This is a genomic window from uncultured Thiodictyon sp. (assembly GCF_903946935.1).
Classification (GTDB): Bacteria; Pseudomonadota; Gammaproteobacteria; order Chromatiales; family Chromatiaceae; genus Thiodictyon.
Genome location: NZ_CAJAXH010000140.1, coordinates 1 through 20,852, shown reverse-complemented (window position 1 = coordinate 20,852; position 20,852 = coordinate 1). Strand labels below are relative to the sequence as shown.

The 20,852-nt window shown below is 60.9% G+C and carries 17 protein-coding genes; 13 read left to right on the top strand and 4 right to left on the bottom strand.

The genetic code is table 11. The features are described 5' to 3' along the window. Positions 1 to 9: 9 nt before the first annotated feature. Complete coding sequence (locus QZX93_RS12360; RefSeq protein ID WP_295388967.1) at positions 10 to 3,135, bottom strand: discoidin domain-containing protein; 3,126 nt, start codon at positions 3,133 to 3,135, stop codon at positions 10 to 12. A 261-nt stretch (positions 3,136 to 3,396) separates the two neighbouring features. Here QZX93_RS12360 and QZX93_RS12355 point away from each other — a divergent pair, with 261 nt between their 5' ends. Together QZX93_RS12355 and QZX93_RS12350 are read left to right on the top strand one after the other, a co-directional pair. Then, positions 3,397 to 5,175 carry an ABC transporter transmembrane domain-containing protein gene (locus QZX93_RS12355; protein ID WP_295388966.1) on the top strand — a complete coding sequence of 593 codons (1,779 nt, stop codon included), beginning with the start codon at positions 3,397 to 3,399 and terminating at the stop codon, positions 5,173 to 5,175. A gap of 200 nt (positions 5,176 to 5,375) precedes the next feature. Then, positions 5,376 to 6,710, top strand: coding sequence for a GH1 family beta-glucosidase (locus QZX93_RS12350; RefSeq protein ID WP_295388965.1), 1,335 nt, complete (start codon positions 5,376 to 5,378; stop codon positions 6,708 to 6,710). Positions 6,711 to 6,818: 108 nt separating this feature from the next. Here QZX93_RS12350 and QZX93_RS12345 read toward each other — a convergent pair whose 3' ends face one another. The 3 genes from QZX93_RS12345 to QZX93_RS12335 form a co-directional block, all read right to left on the bottom strand. Beyond that, a complete protein-coding gene (locus QZX93_RS12345) occupies positions 6,819 to 7,478 on the bottom strand; it encodes a hypothetical protein (protein WP_295388964.1) in 660 nt (219 codons plus the stop codon). Positions 7,479 to 7,609: 131 nt separating this feature from the next. After that, positions 7,610 to 8,737: an ABC transporter permease gene (locus tag QZX93_RS12340; protein WP_295388963.1), complete on the bottom strand. Its 1,128-nt coding sequence runs from the start codon at positions 8,735 to 8,737 to the stop codon at positions 7,610 to 7,612. Further along, positions 8,734 to 9,432: an ABC transporter ATP-binding protein gene (locus QZX93_RS12335; RefSeq protein WP_295388962.1), complete on the bottom strand. Its 699-nt coding sequence runs from the start codon at positions 9,430 to 9,432 to the stop codon at positions 8,734 to 8,736. Before QZX93_RS12335 ends, QZX93_RS12340 begins: the two co-directional genes overlap by 4 nt. Before the next feature lie 368 nt (positions 9,433 to 9,800). Here QZX93_RS12335 and QZX93_RS12330 point away from each other — a divergent pair, with 368 nt between their 5' ends. The 11 genes from QZX93_RS12330 (at position 9,801) to QZX93_RS12280 (ending at position 20,658) form a co-directional block, all read left to right on the top strand. Beyond that, positions 9,801 to 10,358 (top strand): cytochrome b, encoded by a 558-nt coding sequence (locus QZX93_RS12330; protein ID WP_295388961.1) that lies wholly within the window; start codon positions 9,801 to 9,803, stop codon positions 10,356 to 10,358. A 37-nt stretch (positions 10,359 to 10,395) separates the two neighbouring features. Continuing rightward, complete coding sequence (locus QZX93_RS12325; protein WP_295388960.1) at positions 10,396 to 10,989, top strand: YceI family protein; 594 nt, start codon at positions 10,396 to 10,398, stop codon at positions 10,987 to 10,989. Positions 10,990 to 11,265: 276 nt separating this feature from the next. Next, the gene (locus tag QZX93_RS12320) at positions 11,266 to 11,661 is read left to right on the top strand and encodes a MarR family EPS-associated transcriptional regulator (protein WP_295388959.1); all 396 of its coding nucleotides are present in this window, start codon (positions 11,266 to 11,268) and stop codon (positions 11,659 to 11,661) included. A 116-nt stretch (positions 11,662 to 11,777) separates the two neighbouring features. Next, entirely contained in the window at positions 11,778 to 13,625 is a 1,848-nt protein-coding gene (gene asnB / locus QZX93_RS12315; RefSeq protein WP_295388958.1) for an asparagine synthase (glutamine-hydrolyzing), read from the top strand. A 410-nt stretch (positions 13,626 to 14,035) separates the two neighbouring features. Next, complete coding sequence (locus QZX93_RS12310; protein ID WP_295388957.1) at positions 14,036 to 14,908, top strand: ABC transporter permease; 873 nt, start codon at positions 14,036 to 14,038, stop codon at positions 14,906 to 14,908. An 85-nt stretch (positions 14,909 to 14,993) separates the two neighbouring features. Continuing rightward, positions 14,994 to 16,259: an ABC transporter ATP-binding protein gene (locus tag QZX93_RS12305; protein WP_295388956.1), complete on the top strand. Its 1,266-nt coding sequence runs from the start codon at positions 14,994 to 14,996 to the stop codon at positions 16,257 to 16,259. Then, positions 16,256 to 17,119, top strand: coding sequence for an FkbM family methyltransferase (locus QZX93_RS12300; RefSeq protein ID WP_295388955.1), 864 nt, complete (start codon positions 16,256 to 16,258; stop codon positions 17,117 to 17,119). The genes QZX93_RS12305 and QZX93_RS12300 overlap by 4 nt, the downstream gene beginning before the upstream one ends. Before the next feature lie 88 nt (positions 17,120 to 17,207). After that, positions 17,208 to 17,903, top strand: a complete 696-nt coding sequence (locus QZX93_RS12295) for a methyltransferase domain-containing protein (protein ID WP_295388954.1) — start codon at positions 17,208 to 17,210, stop codon at positions 17,901 to 17,903. 250 nt (positions 17,904 to 18,153) lie between these two features. Next, a complete protein-coding gene (locus QZX93_RS12290; protein ID WP_295388953.1) occupies positions 18,154 to 19,098 on the top strand; it encodes a glycosyltransferase family 2 protein in 945 nt (314 codons plus the stop codon). Further along, positions 19,095 to 19,997 (top strand): methyltransferase domain-containing protein, encoded by a 903-nt coding sequence (locus tag QZX93_RS12285; RefSeq protein WP_295388952.1) that lies wholly within the window; start codon positions 19,095 to 19,097, stop codon positions 19,995 to 19,997. Before QZX93_RS12290 ends, QZX93_RS12285 begins: the two co-directional genes overlap by 4 nt. Before the next feature lie 277 nt (positions 19,998 to 20,274). After that, on the top strand, positions 20,275 to 20,658 hold the full coding sequence (locus tag QZX93_RS12280; protein WP_295388951.1) for a TylF/MycF/NovP-related O-methyltransferase: 384 nt from the start codon (positions 20,275 to 20,277) through the stop codon (positions 20,656 to 20,658). Positions 20,659 to 20,852: the final 194 nt, after the last annotated feature.

Below are 20,852 nucleotides of genomic sequence, written 5' to 3'. Positions count from 1 at the left end.
TCGCGCGGACTAATCGGTCTGGCGAGGTTGCAGGATCACGGTCGCTGGCAGGGCGGCCACGGCGATCTCCGCCGCCGCGTCGAAGGCGCCAGGTGTACCGTTGACCAAGACCTGGTACGCCTGCTCGGCCCCGGGCGGGGCGCAGCGGATACCACCGGGCGGCAGCCGCAGGTCGCCCCCCAGCACGAGGGTCAGACCGCCGTCCGCAGTCGCGGTGAGCCGTAGATCCAACCGACCATAAGCGGTCGGCAGGCCGGCGACCGCCACCGGCCCCGCCGCCAGCCAGTGCTCCGGGATGCCGGCCGCCACCACCAGCGACTGGTCCGCCTCCCGCTCGTAGGCGAACAGGTCGCGAAATACCAGGGCGTATTCGGCCCCGATCCAGGCATGAGGCAGGTCGCCTTGATGGCCCGAGGTGCGCGGGTCGGCCCAGGCGATCTCGGGCCACTGGTTCCAGGCGGGCGGGCGGCGTTCCGCCAGGTGGAAGTCCAGCAGTTCATGGGCCTCCCGCCGCCAGCGCAGCCGCACCAAGGCACCGATGATGCGGATCTCATACGGGGTGTAATTGGTCCAGGGCGCCCCGCCCCCATGCATGGCACGGAAGCGCTCGAGAAAGCGCTCAAAGGTACGCAGTGTGGCCGCCCTCGGCAGGGCCTGGAATTCGTCGATCACGGTCAGTGCATTGGCCACCGCGGTGGGGTCCTGGTCCGCCCACTCGACCGAGCCCGGCAGGTAGTCGATCCCCCGCGCGGCCATGGTCTCCTCCAGTGAGGCCAGCAGGGTGGCGCGGAAGTCCCCCGCCAGGGCGGCGAGCCGCGCCGACTCGGCCTGCTCGCCCAAGGCCGCGGCCAGGGCGGCGGCATCCTTGAGGCCGCGCAGAGCCCAGAAATCGTCCCAGTACGCATGCACCGGCTGGGCCAGATAGCCCTCGTGGCTCACCGATTCGGGCAACAGACCGAAACAGGCCCGTTGCTCCCCATCGCGGTAGGCGTCGGTCAGGCGCTCGGCGCGCAAGGCCTCGAGATAGCCGACCGCCAGCTGCACCTGGGGCCAGAGGTCCCTTACCAGGCCCAGGTCGGCGGTGAAACGGAAGCAGTCGGCGACGGCGAAGATGAACTCGCCGTGGCTGTCATGCTCCGGGAGCCAGTCCACCCCGGTACGGTCCACGCAACAGGGGACATTGCCGTCGGCGCGCTGGAATTGGGCATACCAGCGGATAAAGGCCACCGCCTCGGCCGGGCAACCCAGGCGCGCCAAGGCGGCGCCCATGACGGCACCGTCACGGATCCAGGAGCGGGTATAACGGCGCGGGCCGGGCTGCAGGGCAGGGCCGTCGCGGTTGATCAGGATGTGTGCAATGGCCGTCTTGCAGGCGCGGCCGGCGTCCGCCGCCACCGTCGGTAGGTCGAAGCGGACCCGCCCCAAGACCTGGGACCACTGAGTCACCGCCCGCTGGAATTGTGCCGGCCCGGATAGCCCCTGCGGCACCCGCCGGTGCAGGGTGCCGGGCGCCACCGCGCCGAAGGGTGCGACCAGATACAGCTCGGCCTGACCGCCAGCCCCCAGGTGCAGATCGAAGCGCACTGCGCCGGAGGCAAAGCCGACCCCATCGGTGATGGCGAGCCCGGCGGGGAGCTCGCCGCGGGCCAGGTAGTCGGTGATCGGTCCCTGGTCGAAGGGCACGAGGCCGACCCCGGAGACCGGCCCCAGCGGGACCAGTGCCCGCTCGCCGTTCACCCACAGGGCGCCGTCCGCGAAGGCCAAGGCGCGCACCGGGCTGGGTCCGCCCAGGGTCTGGTGGGCCTGCCAGGGGGGCGTGACCTGGAACGGCCGCACCGCGGCAAAGAGGGTCAGGGCGCGCGCGGCTGGCCCCGCGTTCTTGACGCGGTAACGAATGAAGAGTCGGCGCTCCCCGCGCTGCTCGGTGGCAAAGACCGTGGTGGTAAGGGTGGCCTCGGCGCACTGCCAGCACACCGACGGGATGGGCAGCTCGCCCCGCTCTAGCGTCTGTGTGATGTCGCAGTCGGCCCAGGAGAGCAGGCGACCGTCCAGATACAGGAAGGGCTCCAGGCTGCAACTGCCCGCCTCCAGTTCCACCAGACCGTCCTCGTTGACCAGCGCGGACAAGGCGCCGTCCGGGCAGTCGACCGGGGTCCAGTAGGTCTGCTCGCGCCCGAGCCAGCGGGGATAGTGCCCCCGTGGCGAGCGTTGGGCGATGGTGTGAAACCAATCGGCCAAGGTGCGCGAGGCATCGTAGGGCAGCACCTCCAGCGTATGCAGACCCGGCAGCGGCGCGTCCTCCCGGGCGCTCAGTTCAAGGCGCAGGAGGCGCGACTCGCCCCCCGGCAGATAGATCAGGCTCGCGGCCCCCGCGGCGTCGGTGGCCTCATACAGGGTCCGCCAATCGGCTGGATCGTCTGCCGGATCGTCCCCGCCCAGGTCGCTGGCCCGCACCGCGAAGGCACAGCCCTGGGCATCGGGTGCCCAGCGCAACGCCAGGCCCCCGTACTCGCGCAACTCGTGGAAGTCGATGGTCAGCCGTGCCTTGGTCGCGGATGGCGCTGGGCACCAATAGGTGTCCGCGCACTGGTCCAGCACGGCCGTCGGCGGGTGGCCCGCCAGGTGGCTGGAGGCCGTGAGGCGCGGCGGCCGCTCCAGAGTACGATCCACCAGGCACAGGTCGCTGAGCCACACCGTCCCCCGCCCGCCGGCACCGGCGACGATGCCGAACTCGATGGCACCGATCTCCCGGGGCGCCCCGCCGCCAGCCGGCCCCCAGGCGTAGTCGAACTCCCGCCCCTTGATCTCGAGGGTATGGCGGATGGGCGTGAAGGCCCCGGTGGGCTCACGGTAGCGCCAGACATTGACATTGGCTGGGTCCGCCAGCTTGACTTCAAAGACATTATCGGGTGCCTCGGCCCGCAGCTCCAGGCGCAAGGCATAGGACTCCGGGAGCGACAGTGCGAGCGGGCACCGCGCCACCACGAAACCGCCGCCGCCCCGGAAGTCGAAGTCCAGCCGCAGGGCGGGCCCTTGGGGACCGGATTCGGTGGTGATCGTGAGTCGGGCCTCGCCCGCGGCGACCGCCAGCCAACCCGCTGGATCGGCGAGAACATCGAGAACCCGGACCTGCATCGTGACGACTCCTGATGGATTGCGCTGAGTTATATCAGTGGGTTAGTGGTGATCGATGGCGGCCGGCGGCGGGCGTTACGGGGCTTGCCGACCATCTTCGATGGGCCGCGAGCCAAACTTTGGGCCGGTCCCAGGCGCAAGGGTATACTGGCCCCCGCCGGGTGTCATCGCTCGCCGTTGCCGCGGCCGACCGACCGTGAAACCTTGAGCCCTTGAGCCGATCGGCATACCCCGCCCCTACCAGGTAGAAAGCACTCAGCGATGACCGCGACCCGAGTTTCAATCAACAAGAACGCCTGGCCCCGCTTTTTGGGCATGCTCAAATTGCTCGCTAAGTCGGAGGCCGGCCCCCAGGCCAAGCTGTTCGCATTCCTCTTGCTCTGCTTTCTCCTCAGCATCAGCGCGCTGAACGTCATCAACAGCTATGTCGGCCGCGATTTCATGACGGCGATCGAGAGCAAGCAGATGGGCGGCTTTGTCAAGTACGCACTCATCTATCTGGTCGTCTTCACCATCTCGACCGCGGTGGCGGTGTTTCTGCGCTATTGTGAAGAGCGGCTCGGCTTGTTGTGGCGCCATTGGCTCACCGCGCGCGCCATCGACAAGTATACCGACGATCACACCTACTTTACGATGAACGCCTACGGCGACCTGAAAAACCCGGATCAGCGGATCGCCGAGGATATTCGCTCGCTGACCGCCACTACCCTGTCGTTCGTGCTGATGCTGCTGAATGCCACCATTACGGTGATTGCCTTTGCCGGCGTCATGTGGTCCATCAGCCCACTGTTGCTGCTGGTCACGGTCCTGTACGCCGCCGCGGGCTCACTCTTTTCATTTTATCTCGGTCGCCCACTGATCCATCTCAATTATGATCAATCCGACAAGGAGGCCAATTTCCGCGCGCGCCTGGTCCATGTGCGGGAAAACGCCGAGTCCATCGCCCTGGTGCGCCAGGAAGATCGCTTGCGCGACCGGCTCCAGAACCGTCTGGAACAATTGGTCGCGAATTACCGGCGCATCATCGATGTCAACCGCAACCTGGGTTTCTTCACCACCGGTTACAACTACCTGATCCAGATTATCCCGGCACTGCTGGTCGCACCGCTCTTCATCGGCGGCCATGCCGATTTCGGCGTCATCAGCCAGTCGGCCATGGCCTTCGGTCACCTGATCGGCGCATTCTCACTGATTGTCACCCAGTTTCAGTCGATCTCGGCCTATACCGCCGTCATTGCCCGCCTGGGGGCCCTGGCGGATGCCATGGACGCCGCCGCGGCGCCGACCTCGCCGGCCATCGCTTATTGCAACGATTGCGGTCTGATCGCCTTCGACCGACTGACGCTGCGCTCGCCGCGCAGCGGGCGCTATCTAGTCAAGGACTTGACGGTGTCGCTGCCCTTGCACAGCCATGTGCTGATTCGCGTCGCCGACGACTCCGCCCGCACCGCGCTGTTCCGGGCCACCGCGGGACTATGGAACCAAGGCGAGGGCGAGATCACCCGCCCCGAGTCGGACGATCTGCTGTTCCTGCCGGAGCGCCCCTATGTCCCGCCGGGGACCTTGCGCGAGGTCCTGTTGCCGGGCGCGGCCGATCATGACGTCGTCTTTAAATCGGTGCAGAAGGCCAAGACCAACGGCGGGCGACGCTTCTCGGATGAGGGCATCCTCAACTGCCTGCGGCAACTGCGGCTGGTGGCGGTGATCGAGCGCGCGGGCGGGCTGGACAGCGAAAAGAATTGGAGTGAGCTCCTGTCGCTGGGCGAGCAGCAAACCCTCGCCTTTGCCCGCGTGTTGCTGGCGGAGCCTGCGTTCGTCTTTCTCGACCACCCCAGTCGCGCGTTGAGCGAGGCCCAACTCGATGAACTGTTGCTCCTGTTGCGCGAGCGGGACATCACCTATGTCACCCTGGGCGAGGACGACGACGACACCGCGCTCTACGACCAATTGCTCACCATCCACAGCGACGGTCACTGGACCCTGGTCCCGCTCCGAGGCGCCGCGGCCAAGCCGTTGGACGCGGTCGCTACGAGTGGATAGGGAAATGATGATCCGCCAATGAACGCGAATGAACGCAAATGAAGATGCGGCCGGTGCGGACCGCACGCCAGTAATGATGTGTTGGTATCGTTCAGCAACGATACAATACCAAAGCCGCGGCCCCGACACTCCTTTCATATTTGCGTTTATTTGCGTTCATTTGCGGACAATCCTCTTATTAATCGTTGCGTGAGGCGCCGATGTCGACCAATCCGCCTTTCCCCCCCGGCTTCCTATGGGGCGCCGCCACCTCCGCCTATCAGATTGAGGGTTCACCGCTGGCGGACGGGGCTGGTGCGAGCATCTGGCACGGCTTTAGCCACCAGCCCGGGGCCGTGGCCAATGGCGACACCGGGGATCGCGCCTGCGACCACTACCGGCGCGCCGACGCGGACCTGGACTTCATGGCCGAACTGGGGCTCACCGCCTATCGCTTCAGCGTCGCCTGGGGGCGCGTGCTGCCCAAGGGCACCGGGCGGGTCAATGCCAAGGGGCTGGACTTCTATCAGCGCTTGGTCGACGGATTATTGGAGCGCGGTATTCAACCCATGGTCACGCTCTACCATTGGGACTTGCCGGAGGCCTTGGAGGCGCGCGGCGGTTGGCGCAATCCTGATAGCGCCCGCTGGTTCGCAAACTATGCCGCGACGCTTTTCGATGCACTCGATGACCGGGTGGGGTTGTGGGTGACGCTTAACGAGCCCTGGGTCAGCACCGTCTTGGGCCATTTAAGCGGGGAGCACGCCCCCGGGCGCCGCAGTCTCAGCGAACCGCCCCGCGTCGCCCATCACCAACTCTGTGCCCATGGCGAGGCGGTGGCCGCCTATCGCGAACTCGGTCGCCATCAGATCGGCATCAGCCTCAACCTGGAGCCCCAGCAGCCGGCCACCGACTCACCGCAAGACCGGGAGGCGGCCAGGCGGCGCCATCACTTCATCAACCGCTGGTTCCTGGACCCCCTGTTGCTCGGTCACTACCCGGATGAGTTGGCGGCGATCTTTGGCGCGGACTGGCCGCGTTTCCCGCCTGAGGACTTGCAGCGCATTCAGGCGCCACTCGACTTCCTCGGGATCAATTACTATTCGCGCGGCCTGGTCCGTCACGACCCCACTGAACTGCCCTGCGCGGCGCGACGCATCGCCCCACCGGATCGGCCCTGCACCGCCATGGGCTGGGAGGTCTACCCGGAAGGGCTGACCGAGACCCTGCTCTGGGTCAAGCAGCGCTATGGCGACCTGCCGCTCTATATCACCGAGAACGGCGCGGCCTTCGATGACCCGGCGCCAGTCGGCAATCAGGTCCAGGACCCGGAGCGCGTCGACTATCTGCGCACCCACCTGGTCGCCGCCCGTGCCGCCATCGCACAAGGGGTGGATCTGCGGGGCTATTTCGCCTGGTCACTGCTCGATAATTTTGAGTGGGCCGAGGGCTATGCCAAGCGCTTTGGCCTCGTGCATGTCGACCACATCACCCAGTGCCGTACCCTCAAGGCCAGCGCGCGGTACTACCAGGCGCTTATTTCGGAAGGAGGTTAATCCGCTTCATTTATCCTAAGAAGAGTCGTTAAGCCGCAAATGAACGCAAAAAACGCAAAATACATTACACCAGGAAATTGATCGGCTCCCGATGGGTGCGGAATCACCTCAAGGCATTGCATGGTCAGGCTGGTTCCCGGTTGCAGCAGGGGTATCAAGGGCGGCGAAGGTGCCGGACGACACGCGATAATCCTCATCGCCACTATAAACCTCGATTTCGGTTACCGCTTGGTCGGCACCAGTGATCGAGAATTTTCTTGCCGCCACCCGACCGGATGCCTGGCGCATGGCCTCTTCAACCAGGATCGTGCGGACCGGGGAATGCCGGCCATCGAACAGTTGAGTCCGCAATGACAGGTGCCGGTTCGGGTCGACACAGCTCACCACCTCGCGGATCGGGGAAGCGGCGCTTTCAGTGTGCAAGCGGACATTGACACAGTCGTCCTCGCCGACCCGGGCGGAGCCCCCCAGATGGGGTTCAGGCCAGCTCCACCAAGGGGCGAACAGGTCCCAAACGACCAGATTTGAGTCGAATATCGGTATGAATGAATCGGCCGGCGCGGGCGCGGCGGCGGCCGATTCGCGATAGGTGACGGCCCTGATTGGGCCATCGCCGCTGCGCTCCGCCGCAATGAATCGATTGCGTATGCGCTCCGGCGCAATGCCGCGAATCACCAGGCGCTCCCGTGCGGCCGCTATCTGCCCGACGATGGAAATCTTGATAGGCAGCGCGCGCTGGCCAGTGGGGGCGACGAGGGTGATGTTCATCCGCGCCGCGAACCCGTCTGAATGCCGCACTTGGCGCATTGCCTGCGCAATTGCAACCGGAGCTAGCTCCTCGCCATCGGCGGCTGGCGCGATCAGCACCAAAGCCAGCAGGAGCGCGCTGCCGCGCCTCATCATTCGTGCCAAAGCGCCTGCGCCGGTCGCAGGCGGGCCGCTTTGAGCGCAGGAAAGAGGCCGCCGGCGATACCGAGCAGCACCGAGAGCCCCACCACGGCCACCAGAAAGCTGGGTGAGAAGACGGCATCGATCTTGCCGCGCATCACCTCCATGTGCTCCAGGATGCCGGTAATTGCGATGCCGACCAGGATACCGATCAGCCCCCCCGCCAGGGTCAGGATCACTGATTCGTAGAAGACCAGTTGCATCACGGTCCGGCGCTGCCAGCCGACCGTCAGCAGAATGCCGATCTCGCGGGTGCGCTCATTGATGCTCATCAGCATGGTGTTGAACACCACGAGCGCGCCGACCAGGCCGGCGATCAGGATGGTGGCATGGCTCATCGCCTTGGAAATGCGCACGACGGTATTCTTGCCGACCAGTTCACCGGAGGTGATGGCAACGAAGCCAGGCAGGGTGGCGCGGACCTGCGACTTGAACTGCGCCAGATCCGCCGGGGTAGCCGACTCATCCACCTTGACGTTTAGGATATTGACCTTTCCCGGCTTGTCCAGGATCTGCTGCGCCAGGGTGAGCGACATCACCACTGCACCATTTTCAATCGCCGCCGGGCTTTCAAAGACCCCGGCCACGCTGAACTGTTGGCCTTCGATCTCAAGCCGATCGCCCACCGACTTGTGCAGCAGCTCGGCAGCCAACGAGCCGATCACGACCACCGGTTCGGTATCGGCGCTCGCCCAGCGCCCGTCCACCAGCTTGAGATGGTCCCACAGATAGCTGCCATAGGCCCAGCCGAAGACAAAGACGGGCGGCGAGCCTTCGCCCACGCTCAGCATTTCACTCAATAGCCCGACCACCTGCTGGACGTGCGGATAGCCCTTGAGCGCCTCCTGTACGCGCTCCGCCCGGAACGGCGAGGGCATGGCATTCTCGCTCGCGATCCGGGTCACGATAAGGTCGGTGCCACGCGCATCGTTAGCCTTTTGCCAACTGGCCTCGAACCCCCACGCGATACCAGTGAGTGCCACGACCGCCGCGATGCCAAGTGAAATGGCCGAGACCGTGAGTCCCGCGCGGGCCGGTCGGCGATAAATGTTGCCAAACGCCAGGCTCAACAGGTTCATGGGGCAGCCTCCGGCGACGGCGCGATCTGCCCGTCGCGCATCGCGACGATCCGATCGGCGCGCGCCGACACGCTCGGGTCGTGAGTGGCCATGATGACCGTTAGGCCCCGCTCCTTCTGTATGTCGGTGAGCAAAGTCAGCACTGCGGCGCTATTGGCGCTGTCCAGGCTGCCCGTCGGCTCGTCGGCGAGAATGAGATCCGGGCTGTTGATGAGCGCGCGCGCGATAGCGACCCGCTGGCGCTCCCCGCCCGACATCTTGTTGGGAAAATGGGCCAGCCGGTTTTCTAATCCCAATTTCGCGAGCAGGTCGCGGGCGCGTGCCATCTTTTCGCTGGCGGTCCCGGGGGTACCGATGGTGGCCACCAGGACATTATCGAGCGCGCACAGGGTCGGGATGAGATTGAAGGATTGGAAGATGAAACCGATGTGCTGCCGACGAAACCGCGAGGGGTCGCGAATCCCGGAATAGGGTTGCGCGCGGAAGAAGACCTCGCCGGTGGTCGGGGCCTCGAGGGTGCCGATGATATTCAACAGGCTCGACTTGCCGCAGCCGCTCGGGCCAACCACGGCGACGAATTCGCCCGCGCGGATTGCCAGATCGACTCCATTCAGTGCCTGGGTGTCACCATCATCGAAATGTAGGGCGAGTGCGCGGGCGCGCACGATGGCCTCCGGGAACGACTCTGTATTCATCTTATAGCGGAACCCGTGCGGCGGCGGCAAGCCGGTGCGGCTGGTAAACCTAAATGGTGCGATTGACGCCGGGGCGGCAGAACCTCGGCCTGGGCACGCGGCCCAGTGCCTGGCGAATCGGTCGTTAGTATGGATGATCATCTTCCAGCGACCGGAGGCTGTCAAGGTCAACCGTGGAGGCACTGGATCGGGCCAGGGGGAGTTTGCGGATGTCGCGATCTCGGGTAAGCTGCCTTGCCATCCCGCCGCGGCTGGCCAGGTCGTCCGTCAGGCCCGACGGGAGACCGGATGGCCGGCCACGGACCCCATTTCTAAGGGATCGATCAGGTTTTTGCTATCAAGCGGGCGGCGCACGCCCGGGAGCTCCCATGCACTGGCGCAACACCGAGGAATGTTACGGGGCGGTCGCCGTGGCCCTGCATTGGTTGATGGCTATCCTGGTCGTCGGGCTGTTCGCCCTCGGTGTCTATATGCGGAGCCTGACTTACCACGACGCCTGGTACATCCGCGGCCCCTACCTCCACAAGAGCGTCGGGCTCCTGCTCTTGGGCCTGCTGGCCGCCCGGCTGGTGTGGCGCTTCGTCAGTCCGCCCCCGCGCGTCCAGCTCACCCTGACGCCGCTCGTACGCCGGTTCTCGGGGCTGGTCCATGTGGTGTTTTATGTCTTGCTGTTCGCCATCATGTTGAGCGGCTATCTCATCTCGACGGCAGACGGGCGGCCGATCGAGGTGTTCGGGTGGTTCGCGATCCCCGCGACCTTGACCGGTATTCCGCGCCAGGCGGACCTGGCGGGCCAGGTCCACCTGATGCTTGGCTATGGCGTCATCGCGGTCGCGGTGGTGCATGCACTCGCCGCACTCAAACACCAGTTCGTCGACCACGACGACACCCTGCTGCGAATGCTCGGCTGCCGCGCATTTCGCTGACACTCACCGTTCCGCCATCCCGCACGAGGTCCAGTCCATGTCGATCGCCCAGCGCCCCTTACTCACCCTGGCTGTCCTGACCCTCGCCGCCGCGCTCGGTCTGCCCGGCAGCGCCACGGCGGAGGTTGAAAAGTACGTCATCGACACCGCCAACGGCCACGCCTCAATCAATTTTCGCATCCGGCACCTGGATTTCGGCTGGGTGTACGGCCGCTTCAACACCTTCTCCGGGACCTTCACCTACGATACCGAGTCCCCCAAGAACTCCGGCATCGAGCTCCAGATCCAGACCGCGAGCGTGGACTCCAATCAGGCGGAGCGCGATAAGCACCTGCGCAATAAGGACTTCCTGAACGTCGATAAATTTCCCACGGCAACCTTCAAGAGCACTTCCTACACCGAGGGCCTCGGCACTGCCGAACTCGCGGGCGATTTCACCCTGAACGGGGTCACCAAGCCCATCCGCTTCCAGGTCGAGCGGCTGGGTAATGGTCCCGACCCCTGGGGCAATTATCGTCGTGCCTTCATGGGCACCACCGAGATTCCCCTGAAGGCATTTGGGATAGAAGATTTTGGGCCGACCGCCAGGAGCGTGGAACTCACCTTTGTGATCGAGGGCATCCGGAAGTAGCCGGGACCGCTGGTGACTCCTGACGGGCTGCCTGCGGCGCGTCCCGAACCGCGGGCGTGCGCCCGGACGCATCCTCAGCGATTCTGATCATCTCCTTATCTGCCGCATGGCCTTGGCCAACGCCACGCCGGGCCAACCGGCGTTGACCCTAGACCGCCATCCATGCTGAAATGCTGAATCGTTCATCAAATGAACGATTGCCGCAGCTGCGCCCGGCAAACCGCGAGAAATTGGCCAGGAGTCACTGTACCGTCAATGACACGGTATGGCGGTAGCGTGCCTGAAACCCGATCCACAGGACTCGTTCCCCTGAGCGACGACGCCCACTACCACCTCCTGAAACTCTTGGCGGAGCGCCCCCAAGCCAGCCAACGAGAACTTTCACTCGCCCTTGGCGTCAGCCTGGGAAAGGTCAACTACTGTCTCAAGGCCCTCCTCGCCCAGGGCTGGATCAAGACCAGCAACTTCCAGAACAGCAACCACAAGCGCGCCTACCTCTACCTGCTTACCCCCAGCGGGATCGACGCCAAGGCGCGCATCGCCGCCCGCTTCTTAAAGCGCAAGATCGACGAATTTGAGGCACTGGAGTTGGAAATCTCCCGGCTGAAGGCCGAGGTCGCAGCCACCCACCCCGACCCGGCGCAACGCCCCGCCAGGGCGCCGGATCGGTGAGACGTGGACCGCGCGGACTGTTGTTCAACTCAGCGACCACCCAGTGCCCGCATCCTCATTGCAGCAGCACGGCGCCTTGACGGGCCATCAATCGTCCGCCAGGGAAAGCCTCATTAATGTGTGGTATCGTCGGAATCGTCGCTTACGGCAATGCCGCCCCAGTGGTCGCGCGCGAAGAATTGCGGGCGATGAGAGACCACATGGCCACTCGCGGTCCCGACGGCCTGGGCGAATGGATTTCGCCCGCCGACCGCGTGGCGTTCGGGCACCGCCGGCTGGCCATCATCGACCTGTCCGACGCGGCCGCGCAGCCGATGGCCAGCGCCGACGGCAAGCTGATCGTTACCTTCAACGGCGAGATCTACAACTACCTTGAGTTGCGCCGCAACTTGGAAGCGGCGGGGCACCGCTTCCGCAGCCACGGTGACACCGAGGTCCTGCTGCATCTCTACGCCGAACACGGGGCGGCGATGGTGCGGCTCCTGCGCGGCATGTTTGCCTTCGCGATTTGGGACATTGAGCGAGAACGCCTGTTCATGGCGCGCGACCCTTACGGGATCAAGCCCCTGTACTACGCCGATACCGGCGGCACCTTGCGTTTTGCCTCCCAGGTCAAGGCCCTGCTGGCCGGCGGTGCGGTCTCGCGAGCGCCGGAGCCGGCTGGCCAGGTGGGTTTTTACCTGTGGGGCAGCGTCCCGGAGCCATTCACACTCTACCGCGATATCCGCGCACTGCCGGCTGGCTGCACGCTCACCGTCAGCCGCGGTCGTGTTGGTGCGCCACTGCCCTATTATTCGATCGCCCAAGTCTATCTGGACGCCCAGCCGCACCCTGGGCAAGCATCCCCCGCCGATGCCCAGTGGATCATCCGCGAGGCGTTACTGGACAGCGTCCGTCATCATCTCCTGGCCGACGTGCCGGTCGGTGCATTCCTGTCCGCCGGCATTGATTCAGGCGCGCTCGTCGGGCTCATGCGCGACGCCGGGGCCGGTGAGATCCAGACCCTGACACTCGCCTTCGATGAGTTCCAGGGACGGCCCGATGACGAATCGCCACTGGCCGCGGAAATCGCCCGTTGCTATGGTACCTGCCATACCAACCGCACGGTTACCGCGCACGAATTTCAGGATGATTTGCCGCGGATTCTCGACGCCATGGACCAACCATCCATCGACGGTATCAATAGCTGGTTTGTCGCCAAGGCGGCGCATGAACTGGGTTTGAAGGTGGCCGTATCCGGTGTGGGCGGCGATGAACTGTTCGGCGGCTACCCGTCCTTTACCGATGTCCCGCGCTGGGTTCGCCGACTGGCCCTGCCGTCACGCATCCCCGGCCTCGGCCGCGCCCTGCGCCGTCTGACCAGTCCGCTGCTCGATCACGCACCTCAATCCTTTCACCTTTCTTCCAAGGCACTGAGCCTGCTCGAATACGGCGGCACCTATCCCGGCGCCTACCTGCTGCGCCGCGGACTTTACCTGCCGTGGGAACTCGATCCGTTAATGGACGGCGACAGCGTGCGCGAGGGCCTTCTCCGGCTCGGCCCGCTGGCCCGGGTGGGCCAACAACTCGCGCCGCTCCCGGGCACCGCCTTTGCCCGTGTCGCCACCCTGGAGTCGGCGCTCTACATGCGCAACCAGCTGCTGCGCGACACCGACTGGGCGAGCATGGCGCATAGCCTGGAGATCCGTGTGCCACTCGTCGATTCAATTCTCCTGGAACGGGTCGCGGCGGTGAACCAGCGCTTATCAGGCGACACCGGTAAGCGCTACCTCGCCGAGGCCCCGACCCGGCCCCTGCCAGCGGCGGTCATTGATCGTAAGAAGACGGGCTTCGGAATTCCCGTCGGCCGCTGGGTTGGCAATCAGGCGACGGCAGCGACGCGCTCGACCTACGGCTATACGCGCGACTGGGCACAACAGCTCGCAAGCCTCGCGTTCGACCGACCGGTTCCAGCCCGACTTTAGCTAAATCAAGCAACGGCTCCACTGCGTGTACTCACGTTGATCACTGACGCCCACGGTAGCTTAGGCGGGATCGCCCCCGGATCGCCGCGGATGAGCCTTATAAATGCTTCGATGAGATCATCGAATGGCTGCCAACGCTTAGTCCTTTAACTCACGGGAGGTGACGGGGCTGACCGGCCGCGACTCGCGGCCAAGGCGCGGCCGCTGGGGTTGCCGACACGGTGGTCTTTACCGGCGGCGTCCCGAAGGGGCTTGAATATTTCTCGTTAGAGCACGTCACCGAGCAGCTCGAAGGGGCCCGGCTCCGCGCCGTCGCATTGTGATGATTCGCTCTTGGCAGTCGCCGCGTCGGCACAAGGCCCCAGTGGTCATTAAATCCTTTAATCTTTAGCTTTTAACCCGAATTTCGCATGCCCAGTACCGTCCCAAGCCCCGGCCTGAACCAAAAAGACTGGACCCAGATCATCCAGCCCCGCGATCGTCTGTTCGATCTCAAGTTGCGCGAGCTGTGGCACTATCGTGATCTGATCGTCCTGTTCGTGCGACGCGATTTCGTCTCGCAATACAAGCAGACCATTCTCGGGCCGGCTTGGCATTTGATCCAGCCGCTGCTCACCACCATCGTTTTCACCATCGTTTTCGGTAAAATTGCACAGCTCCCGACCGATGGCGTACCGCCCTTCCTGTTCTACATGGCCGGCACCGTGATGTGGGGCTACTTTTCGGGCGTGCTGACCGGCACTTCGGGCACTTTCACGGGCAATGCGCACATCTTCGGTAAGATCTATTTCCCCCGGCTAGCCGTCCCGCTGGCCGGTTTGCTGTCGAAGTTGATCGCCTTTGGCATCCAATTCCTGTTTTTTCTTGGCTTCCTTGCTTATTTTATGCTAACGGGAGCCAATGTTTCACCCAACGCCTGGGCGCTCCTGACGCCGCTGTTGCTCCTGATGATGGCCTGCTTGGGGTTGGGGCTCGGGGTCATCGTTTCCTCGTTAACCACCCGCTATCGCGACCTGACCATCGTCGTCGGCTTCGGTGTGCAGTTGCTGATGTATGCCACCCCGGTGATTTACCCCCTCTCCGCGCTGCCCGAATCCTATCGCCTCTGGATGCTGCTGAACCCCATCGCGCCGATCATGGAGATCTTCCGCTACGCCTATCTTGGCGCTGGTGATGTCAGTCTCGGGCTGCTGGCCTACAGCATCGTTGTTACTGCACTCATTCTCTGGATCGGCGTGGTCCTTTTCAATCGGGTGGAGCGCACCTTTATGGACACAGTCTAGTAGGCGGTCGCGACGCCCGACGCTGCGGGCGCCACGCCCTCCCGACTTAATCCCGCCTTTCCCACTCGACTGCCAACCTGAATCCATGTCTGTCGTCATCAAAGTCGAAAACCTGAGTAAGTATTACCGCCTTGGAGTCATTGGCGGCGGCACCCTGCGCGAAGACCTCAACCGCTGGTGGGCCAAGGCCCGTGGGCGGCCCGATCCGCTGCTCCAGATCGGCATGGAAGACCACGGAAACCGCGAAGGGGGCGAGCTCTGGGCGCTGCGCGATGTCAGTTTTGAGGTCCGGGAGGGTGAGATCCTCGGCATCATCGGGCGCAACGGGGCAGGCAAGAGCACGCTGCTCAAGATCCTCTCACGCATTACCGCCCCCACCACCGGTCAGGTCAAGATCAGGGGCCGCGTTGGCAGTCTGCTGGAGGTCGGCACCGGGTTCCATCCCGAACTGACCGGGCGTGAGAATATTTATCTCAACGGCGCCATCCTCGGCATGAAAAAGGCGGAGATCGACCGTAAGCTTGAGGAGATCATCGATTTTGCTGAAATTGAAAAGTTCATCGACACGCCCGTCAAACGCTATTCGTCCGGCATGTATGTGCGCCTAGCCTTTGCCGTCGCCGCGCACTTGGAACCAGAGATCTTAATCGTCGATGAGGTACTGGCAGTGGGGGACTCGTTGTTCCAAAAGAAATGCATTGATAAGATGCTAGAGGTAAGCCGCAAAGGGAAAACAGTGCTGTTTGTGTCTCACAATTTGTCGGCAGTGAAAGCCCTTTGTAACGCGGCAAGCTTGCTCGTGGATGGACGGATTGTATTTTGCGGTGATGTTGAAAAAACAATCGAGCGGTATGTTGGCGAGGATCGCCTTGCTGGTCAGGAAATCGACCTTCATGTTATTGATCGAGAAACAGCTTATGCACAAGAAATCATTTTCGACAAAATCACATTTTTAAACTACCCAATACGATTTGGTGAAAAAATTACTTTTGATGTCAAGCTGAAAACGACTGAAGAAAATCGCAGGTTTCATATGCTTGATTTTGGTGTTGCGATACGCGACAAGAATTTGAATACTGTCATTCATTGCAGTAATAGGTATCTCGATATTAACTTTGATCATCTTGCTGACGAAAATTCATATGTTTTTGAGATAGATAACACCCTGAAGCCCGGCCGATATTCTGTGGTGTTGTTTTTGAGGGCTAATGAAATAGTTCAGGACTGGTTGAGCGATAAGATAGTGATTGACATTGAAGACGGGAATCCGTATGGCTACTATGACTCAGCACAGATCCAAGGTGTTGTTTTTCCATGCTTTAGTGTCAAAATGATTGAGGCCCGAGCATGAATCGCCTATTCAAGCTCCTTATCAGAATAATTGCGAAACGTACTAGCCGGCGCAACATTGAAAATTTTATATCGCATGTGGCGAACGCCGCTAAATTAGATTTACTGATGCTCGCATACAAAAGTAATGGCATTCTGAAGTATGAAAACGCGACTGTTAGTGGCGAGCTTTTCGTAATTGCCGATATCATTAAGGCGGGTCTGCCGAATCCTGCCGAAGCTGTATTTTTTGACGTAGGCGCAAATGTTGGAGACTACAGCAACGTATTGGCCAAAGAATATCCGGGCGCGGCCATATATGCATTCGAGCCGAACCCGAATACGTTCAGTCACTTGGTGAAAAATGCGCGTGGCGTTGCGAGATGTTTTAATATCGGCATGGGGGACAAGCAGGGAAACGGAATAATTGCCACTTGCTCTAACGGGCTTTTTAGCGCTCATGCCAGCATGTATCGGGAAGTCTTTGCAGAGTTTCACGGCCATACTGATATTGTGACTAATAGCTTCAAGCAAGAAACGATCGACGAATTCTGCGAGAGTGAGAACATTGGCAGGATTGACTTTCTGAAAATCGATACCGAAGGGAACGAGCTAAATGTATTAAAGGGAGCAGAAAACTCTCTCGCTCAGGGAAAAATAGATATGATCCAGTTCGAGTTTGGCGAGTGTAATGTGTTCTCTCGTGTTTTTTTGAGAGATTTTTACGCCATTCTCCATAATTACAACATTTACCGCATTGACTCAATGAGATTAATTCCTTTGTTTGACTACAATATAGGCAATGAAATATTCCGCTTCCAGAACTTTCTTGCAGTCAAAAAGGATTCTGGATTTTATAGTCGGCGAGAAAACGAAAGGTGATTAGAGTTAGCGTGCATTACAGACGGACTCGGTACGCGACACATTTTGGGATTCAGGCGCTTCTCTTTTTTTCTTAGCTGCAACGACCATGAACAAAGTAAAAAGATATATCAAGGGGCTTCTTCCTCTCCGATTCCAAGAAGTGATCGATATGGCAAATATTCAGCGTGAACGGGCACGGCAACAAGAAAGACGAAATACTCAAAATTACAGGAAAATTGACGATCTATTGAAGAGCGGCGCTCCAATAAAGCTAGAACTCGGGTCGGGAGGCAATAGATGTCTACCCGGTTGGACCTATGTTGACTTGGCTGGGGCTTGCGACCTCAACTTTGACTTGGCCCAGCCGTTTCCAATCCCATCCGATACTGTTGACTGTGTTTACTCAAGCCATCTTCTGGAGCATTTTCACTACCGGGAACTCCTAATTCATCTTGATGAATGTTTCCGCATACTTAAGCCTTCAGGGTTGTTTCGGGCAGCCGTGCCGAATGCGCAAATTTACCTGGATGCATATTCTGGAAAAGCCGATTTTGATCCGGACAAATTTTGCTTGTACAAGCCGGGGTACACGTACAATTCAAGAATCGATTTCGTAAATTACATTGCATACATGAATGGCTGTCATAGGTATTTGTTTGACAAAGAAAATATAGCGGCAATCCTGAAAGGTCGCGGCTTTAGTAGCGTGCGGCTTGGATCATTCGACAGCGCTATCGATCTTAAAGAAAGGGAATACGAGTCGCTGTACGTAGGCGCCAGAAAACCTACCACCCCACCTTAGCCAAGATTAACCGAAATGCATCGTTATCAGGTTTTTTCAAGAACGGCGAGATCGCATGTCTGATCGACCACTCCTACGACAATAGCGACAGCATACGTTTTACTGTCAGTGGCCAACTAACCCGCTGAAATGGGCGAGTAGCGGAATCCAAAAAGCCAGTTAGCGCAATTCGTTGATATGCGAGGGAATATTAGCCCTACGCGAGCCAGGCAGCACTAGCCATGTCTCAACGCACGCGTCAGAAAAACAGATGAATCAAGCCCCTATCGCGTATATTGTGTTCAATCGCCCACGCCAGACGGCGCGAACCTTCGCGACCTTGCGTGCCCAGCGCCCCGCAGAGCTTTTCATCATCGCTGACGGGCCGCGACGCGGGCATCCCACCGATGCCGAGCGCTGCGCCGAGGCAAGAGCGATCGTCGAGCAGGTCGACTGGCCCTGCGCCATACACAGGAATTATTCCGAGATTAATCTCGGGTGTAAGAAACGCGTCAGCAGCGGTCTTGACTGGGTGTTCGGCCAGGTGGAGCGTGCCATCGTGCTTGAGGACGATTGCCTGCCGCATGCGGATTTTTTCACCTTTTGCAGTACCCTGCTGGAACATTACGCCGACGATCAGCGGGTCTGGGTTATTACGGGTGCCAATTTTCAGAATGGCCAACGGCGTGGTGATAGGGCTTACTATTTTTCGCAATACAATCACGTCTGGGGCTGGGCGACTTGGCGGCGAGCGTGGCGCCACTATAGCGGGGACCTACCCTTTTGGCCTGAGTGGAAAAACTCGGCGCGATGGCGCGAGAATTTCCGCGATCCGCGCCAGTGCAGCTATTGGAGCGCGATCTTTGATCGCGTCTATGCCGACGAGATCGACACCTGGGACTACCCGTGGACCGCGAGTGTCTGGTATCACGGTGGCTTGACTGCAACGCCTAACGTCAACCTGGTGACCAATATCGGCATCGGCCCAGACGCAACGCATACGTGTGCCGCAGAAGAGCGGGAAGGTATCCCGGTCAGTTCCTTGGGCGCCCTTACCCATCCGACCCGAGTCAAACAGGATCGGCGCGCTGATCAGTATGTCTTTGAACACACGTTCGGGGGCGGCCGCCCGGACGGGTCTCGGCGAGTGCTGGGGTTATTGCGAGGGCTTGTTGGAAAAGCTTATCGTATTATCCGCCATCGGCTTATTTCATGAGTGATTTGAAGCTGAATCTCGGCTGCGGCGGAAGCCTCGTGACGAGTGATGACTGGATTAACCTCGACTACGCACCGGCCAATGCGTCGGTGCAGCAAGCAGACCTCCTCGCCCGCTTGCCGTTAGCCGCAGGAAGCGTCGCGGTCGTCTATTCATCCCACTTCATCGAGCATGTCCCGCGCTCACACGTGCCGGGTATACTAGGCGAGTGCTTTCGGGTCCTGCGCCCCGGCGGCGTCATGCGGTTGGTGCTGCCGGATATTGAGGAGATGTGTAGGGAGTATTTGGCCCGGCGCGAGGCCAGTGAGCATGAAAAGGCCGATTTCGTTGTCGTGGAGATGATCGACCAGTGCGTCCGCTTGACCGGGGGGGGAGAACTCGGTCAGCTTTACCGGCGATATGCGGCTGACCCAGCCAGGCACAGCGAGATGATCGACTACCTGCGGGCACGTAATGGCGAGGACCTCAGGCCAAGACTCAGCCCCTTGAGGCTGGAGATTGGCCAGCCTGAGGAAGAAAGGCAAGGGCGATCTGATGGATCGCTACTGACGCGTCTCGCCCACCGTTCGAACCGGCTGCGAACGTTTCCTGGCCGGCTGCGCACCCGCGCCAGGCACGCTTGGTTTGAGTGGCTGCTGCAACAATTGCCACCCACCTTTCGCTTGCAAAATGTGAGTGTTGCCAGCGTTGGCGAGCGTCACCACTGGCTGTGGGATCTGCACCAGATCACTCAGGCGTTGCAGCGCGCTGGGTTTGAGCAGGTGGAGCGCAGTCAGTTCAATACCAGCCGCGTCGCAGACTTTCCCTTCTATCCGTTGGACGTCGATGATGAAGGACGCGCGCGGAAGGGCGCTGAGTCCATGTATGTAGAGGCCAGCAAGCCAGCGCGATGCTCTTAGCCAGCCAACCCGATACCGAAGGCCTCAGACGGCCGACATCGCCGAGTGCTGGCACCGTTCACCGGGCATCTACCTCCGTCCTGCCTGTGTGCCACTACCGGCCATCATAATCGACTTGCAAGATAATATCTGGCATGCTGACGCGAATTAATGAAGGTATAAGAAAATGAGCCTACTAAAGCGCGCGATCAAGTATGGTCTCAATGCTGCTGGTCTAGAGTTAAGAAAAATAACCCCTACGACAGGACCAAGGATACGTATGCCGGTGGAGTTGAGCATGGAAGAACAAGAAATCGTCTCATACGTTGTAGGAAAAAGACTGACAATGACATCATACGAAAGACTATGGGCAACACTGATGGCTTGCAAGCACGTCATCAGCGCCAATATTGAGGGAGACTTTGTGGAGTGTGGTGTCTGGCGTGGCGGTCATGCTTTGCTGGCGGCTGCCATTTTCAAGCTACACAAATGCGAAAGGAATCTATTTCTCTTTGATACATTTGAGGGAATGACAAAGCCCACCGATAGAGACCGACAATTTGAGGACAACGGGTTTGCGATGGAGCAGTACCAAGGACACGACGCGGGCGCTGACAATGCGTGGTGCTATTCGTCACTCCAAGATGTTACCTGGATCAGTGAACTGAATAGGCGCAGTTAGCATATATCTCTCGAAAAAACAGCGGCCTGGAGTTAAAATAGCGCATCATTAGGACTGAAGTTTCCTACTTTTGATAGGCAGCCTTGGTCATGATGCCGCCTATGCTATTCCCAGTTCCTGCCCTTGAGCGCGTGTGCCGCACATCGGCGCGCCGGCCGGATGGTCGGAACGGTTAACGGTGACTGAGGTCGGTT

What these genes read in the sequence shown, in the direction of transcription:
- QZX93_RS12290 (WP_295388953.1), top strand. Translation starts at nt 18,154, where the DNA reads ATGAATCAAGCCCCTATCGCGTATATTGTGTTCAATCGCCCACGCCAG.
- QZX93_RS12285 (WP_295388952.1), top strand. Translation starts at nt 19,095, where the DNA reads ATGAGTGATTTGAAGCTGAATCTCGGCTGCGGCGGAAGCCTCGTGACG.
- QZX93_RS12350 (WP_295388965.1), top strand. Translation starts at nt 5,376, where the DNA reads ATGTCGACCAATCCGCCTTTCCCCCCCGGCTTCCTATGGGGCGCCGCC.
- QZX93_RS12355 (WP_295388966.1), top strand. Translation starts at nt 3,397, where the DNA reads ATGACCGCGACCCGAGTTTCAATCAACAAGAACGCCTGGCCCCGCTTT.
- QZX93_RS12340 (WP_295388963.1), bottom strand. Translation starts at nt 8,737, where the DNA reads ATGAACCTGTTGAGCCTGGCGTTTGGCAACATTTATCGCCGACCGGCC.
- QZX93_RS12330 (WP_295388961.1), top strand. Translation starts at nt 9,801, where the DNA reads ATGCACTGGCGCAACACCGAGGAATGTTACGGGGCGGTCGCCGTGGCC.
- QZX93_RS12305 (WP_295388956.1), top strand. Translation starts at nt 14,994, where the DNA reads ATGTCTGTCGTCATCAAAGTCGAAAACCTGAGTAAGTATTACCGCCTT.
- asnB (WP_295388958.1), top strand. Translation starts at nt 11,778, where the DNA reads ATGTGTGGTATCGTCGGAATCGTCGCTTACGGCAATGCCGCCCCAGTG.
- QZX93_RS12360 (WP_295388967.1), bottom strand. Translation starts at nt 3,135, where the DNA reads ATGCAGGTCCGGGTTCTCGATGTTCTCGCCGATCCAGCGGGTTGGCTG.
- QZX93_RS12345 (WP_295388964.1), bottom strand. Translation starts at nt 7,478, where the DNA reads ATGAACATCACCCTCGTCGCCCCCACTGGCCAGCGCGCGCTGCCTATC.
- QZX93_RS12295 (WP_295388954.1), top strand. Translation starts at nt 17,208, where the DNA reads ATGAACAAAGTAAAAAGATATATCAAGGGGCTTCTTCCTCTCCGATTC.
- QZX93_RS12280 (WP_295388951.1), top strand. Translation starts at nt 20,275, where the DNA reads ATGGAAGAACAAGAAATCGTCTCATACGTTGTAGGAAAAAGACTGACA.
- QZX93_RS12325 (WP_295388960.1), top strand. Translation starts at nt 10,396, where the DNA reads ATGTCGATCGCCCAGCGCCCCTTACTCACCCTGGCTGTCCTGACCCTC.
- QZX93_RS12310 (WP_295388957.1), top strand. Translation starts at nt 14,036, where the DNA reads ATGCCCAGTACCGTCCCAAGCCCCGGCCTGAACCAAAAAGACTGGACC.
- QZX93_RS12300 (WP_295388955.1), top strand. Translation starts at nt 16,256, where the DNA reads ATGAATCGCCTATTCAAGCTCCTTATCAGAATAATTGCGAAACGTACT.
- QZX93_RS12335 (WP_295388962.1), bottom strand. Translation starts at nt 9,432, where the DNA reads ATGAATACAGAGTCGTTCCCGGAGGCCATCGTGCGCGCCCGCGCACTC.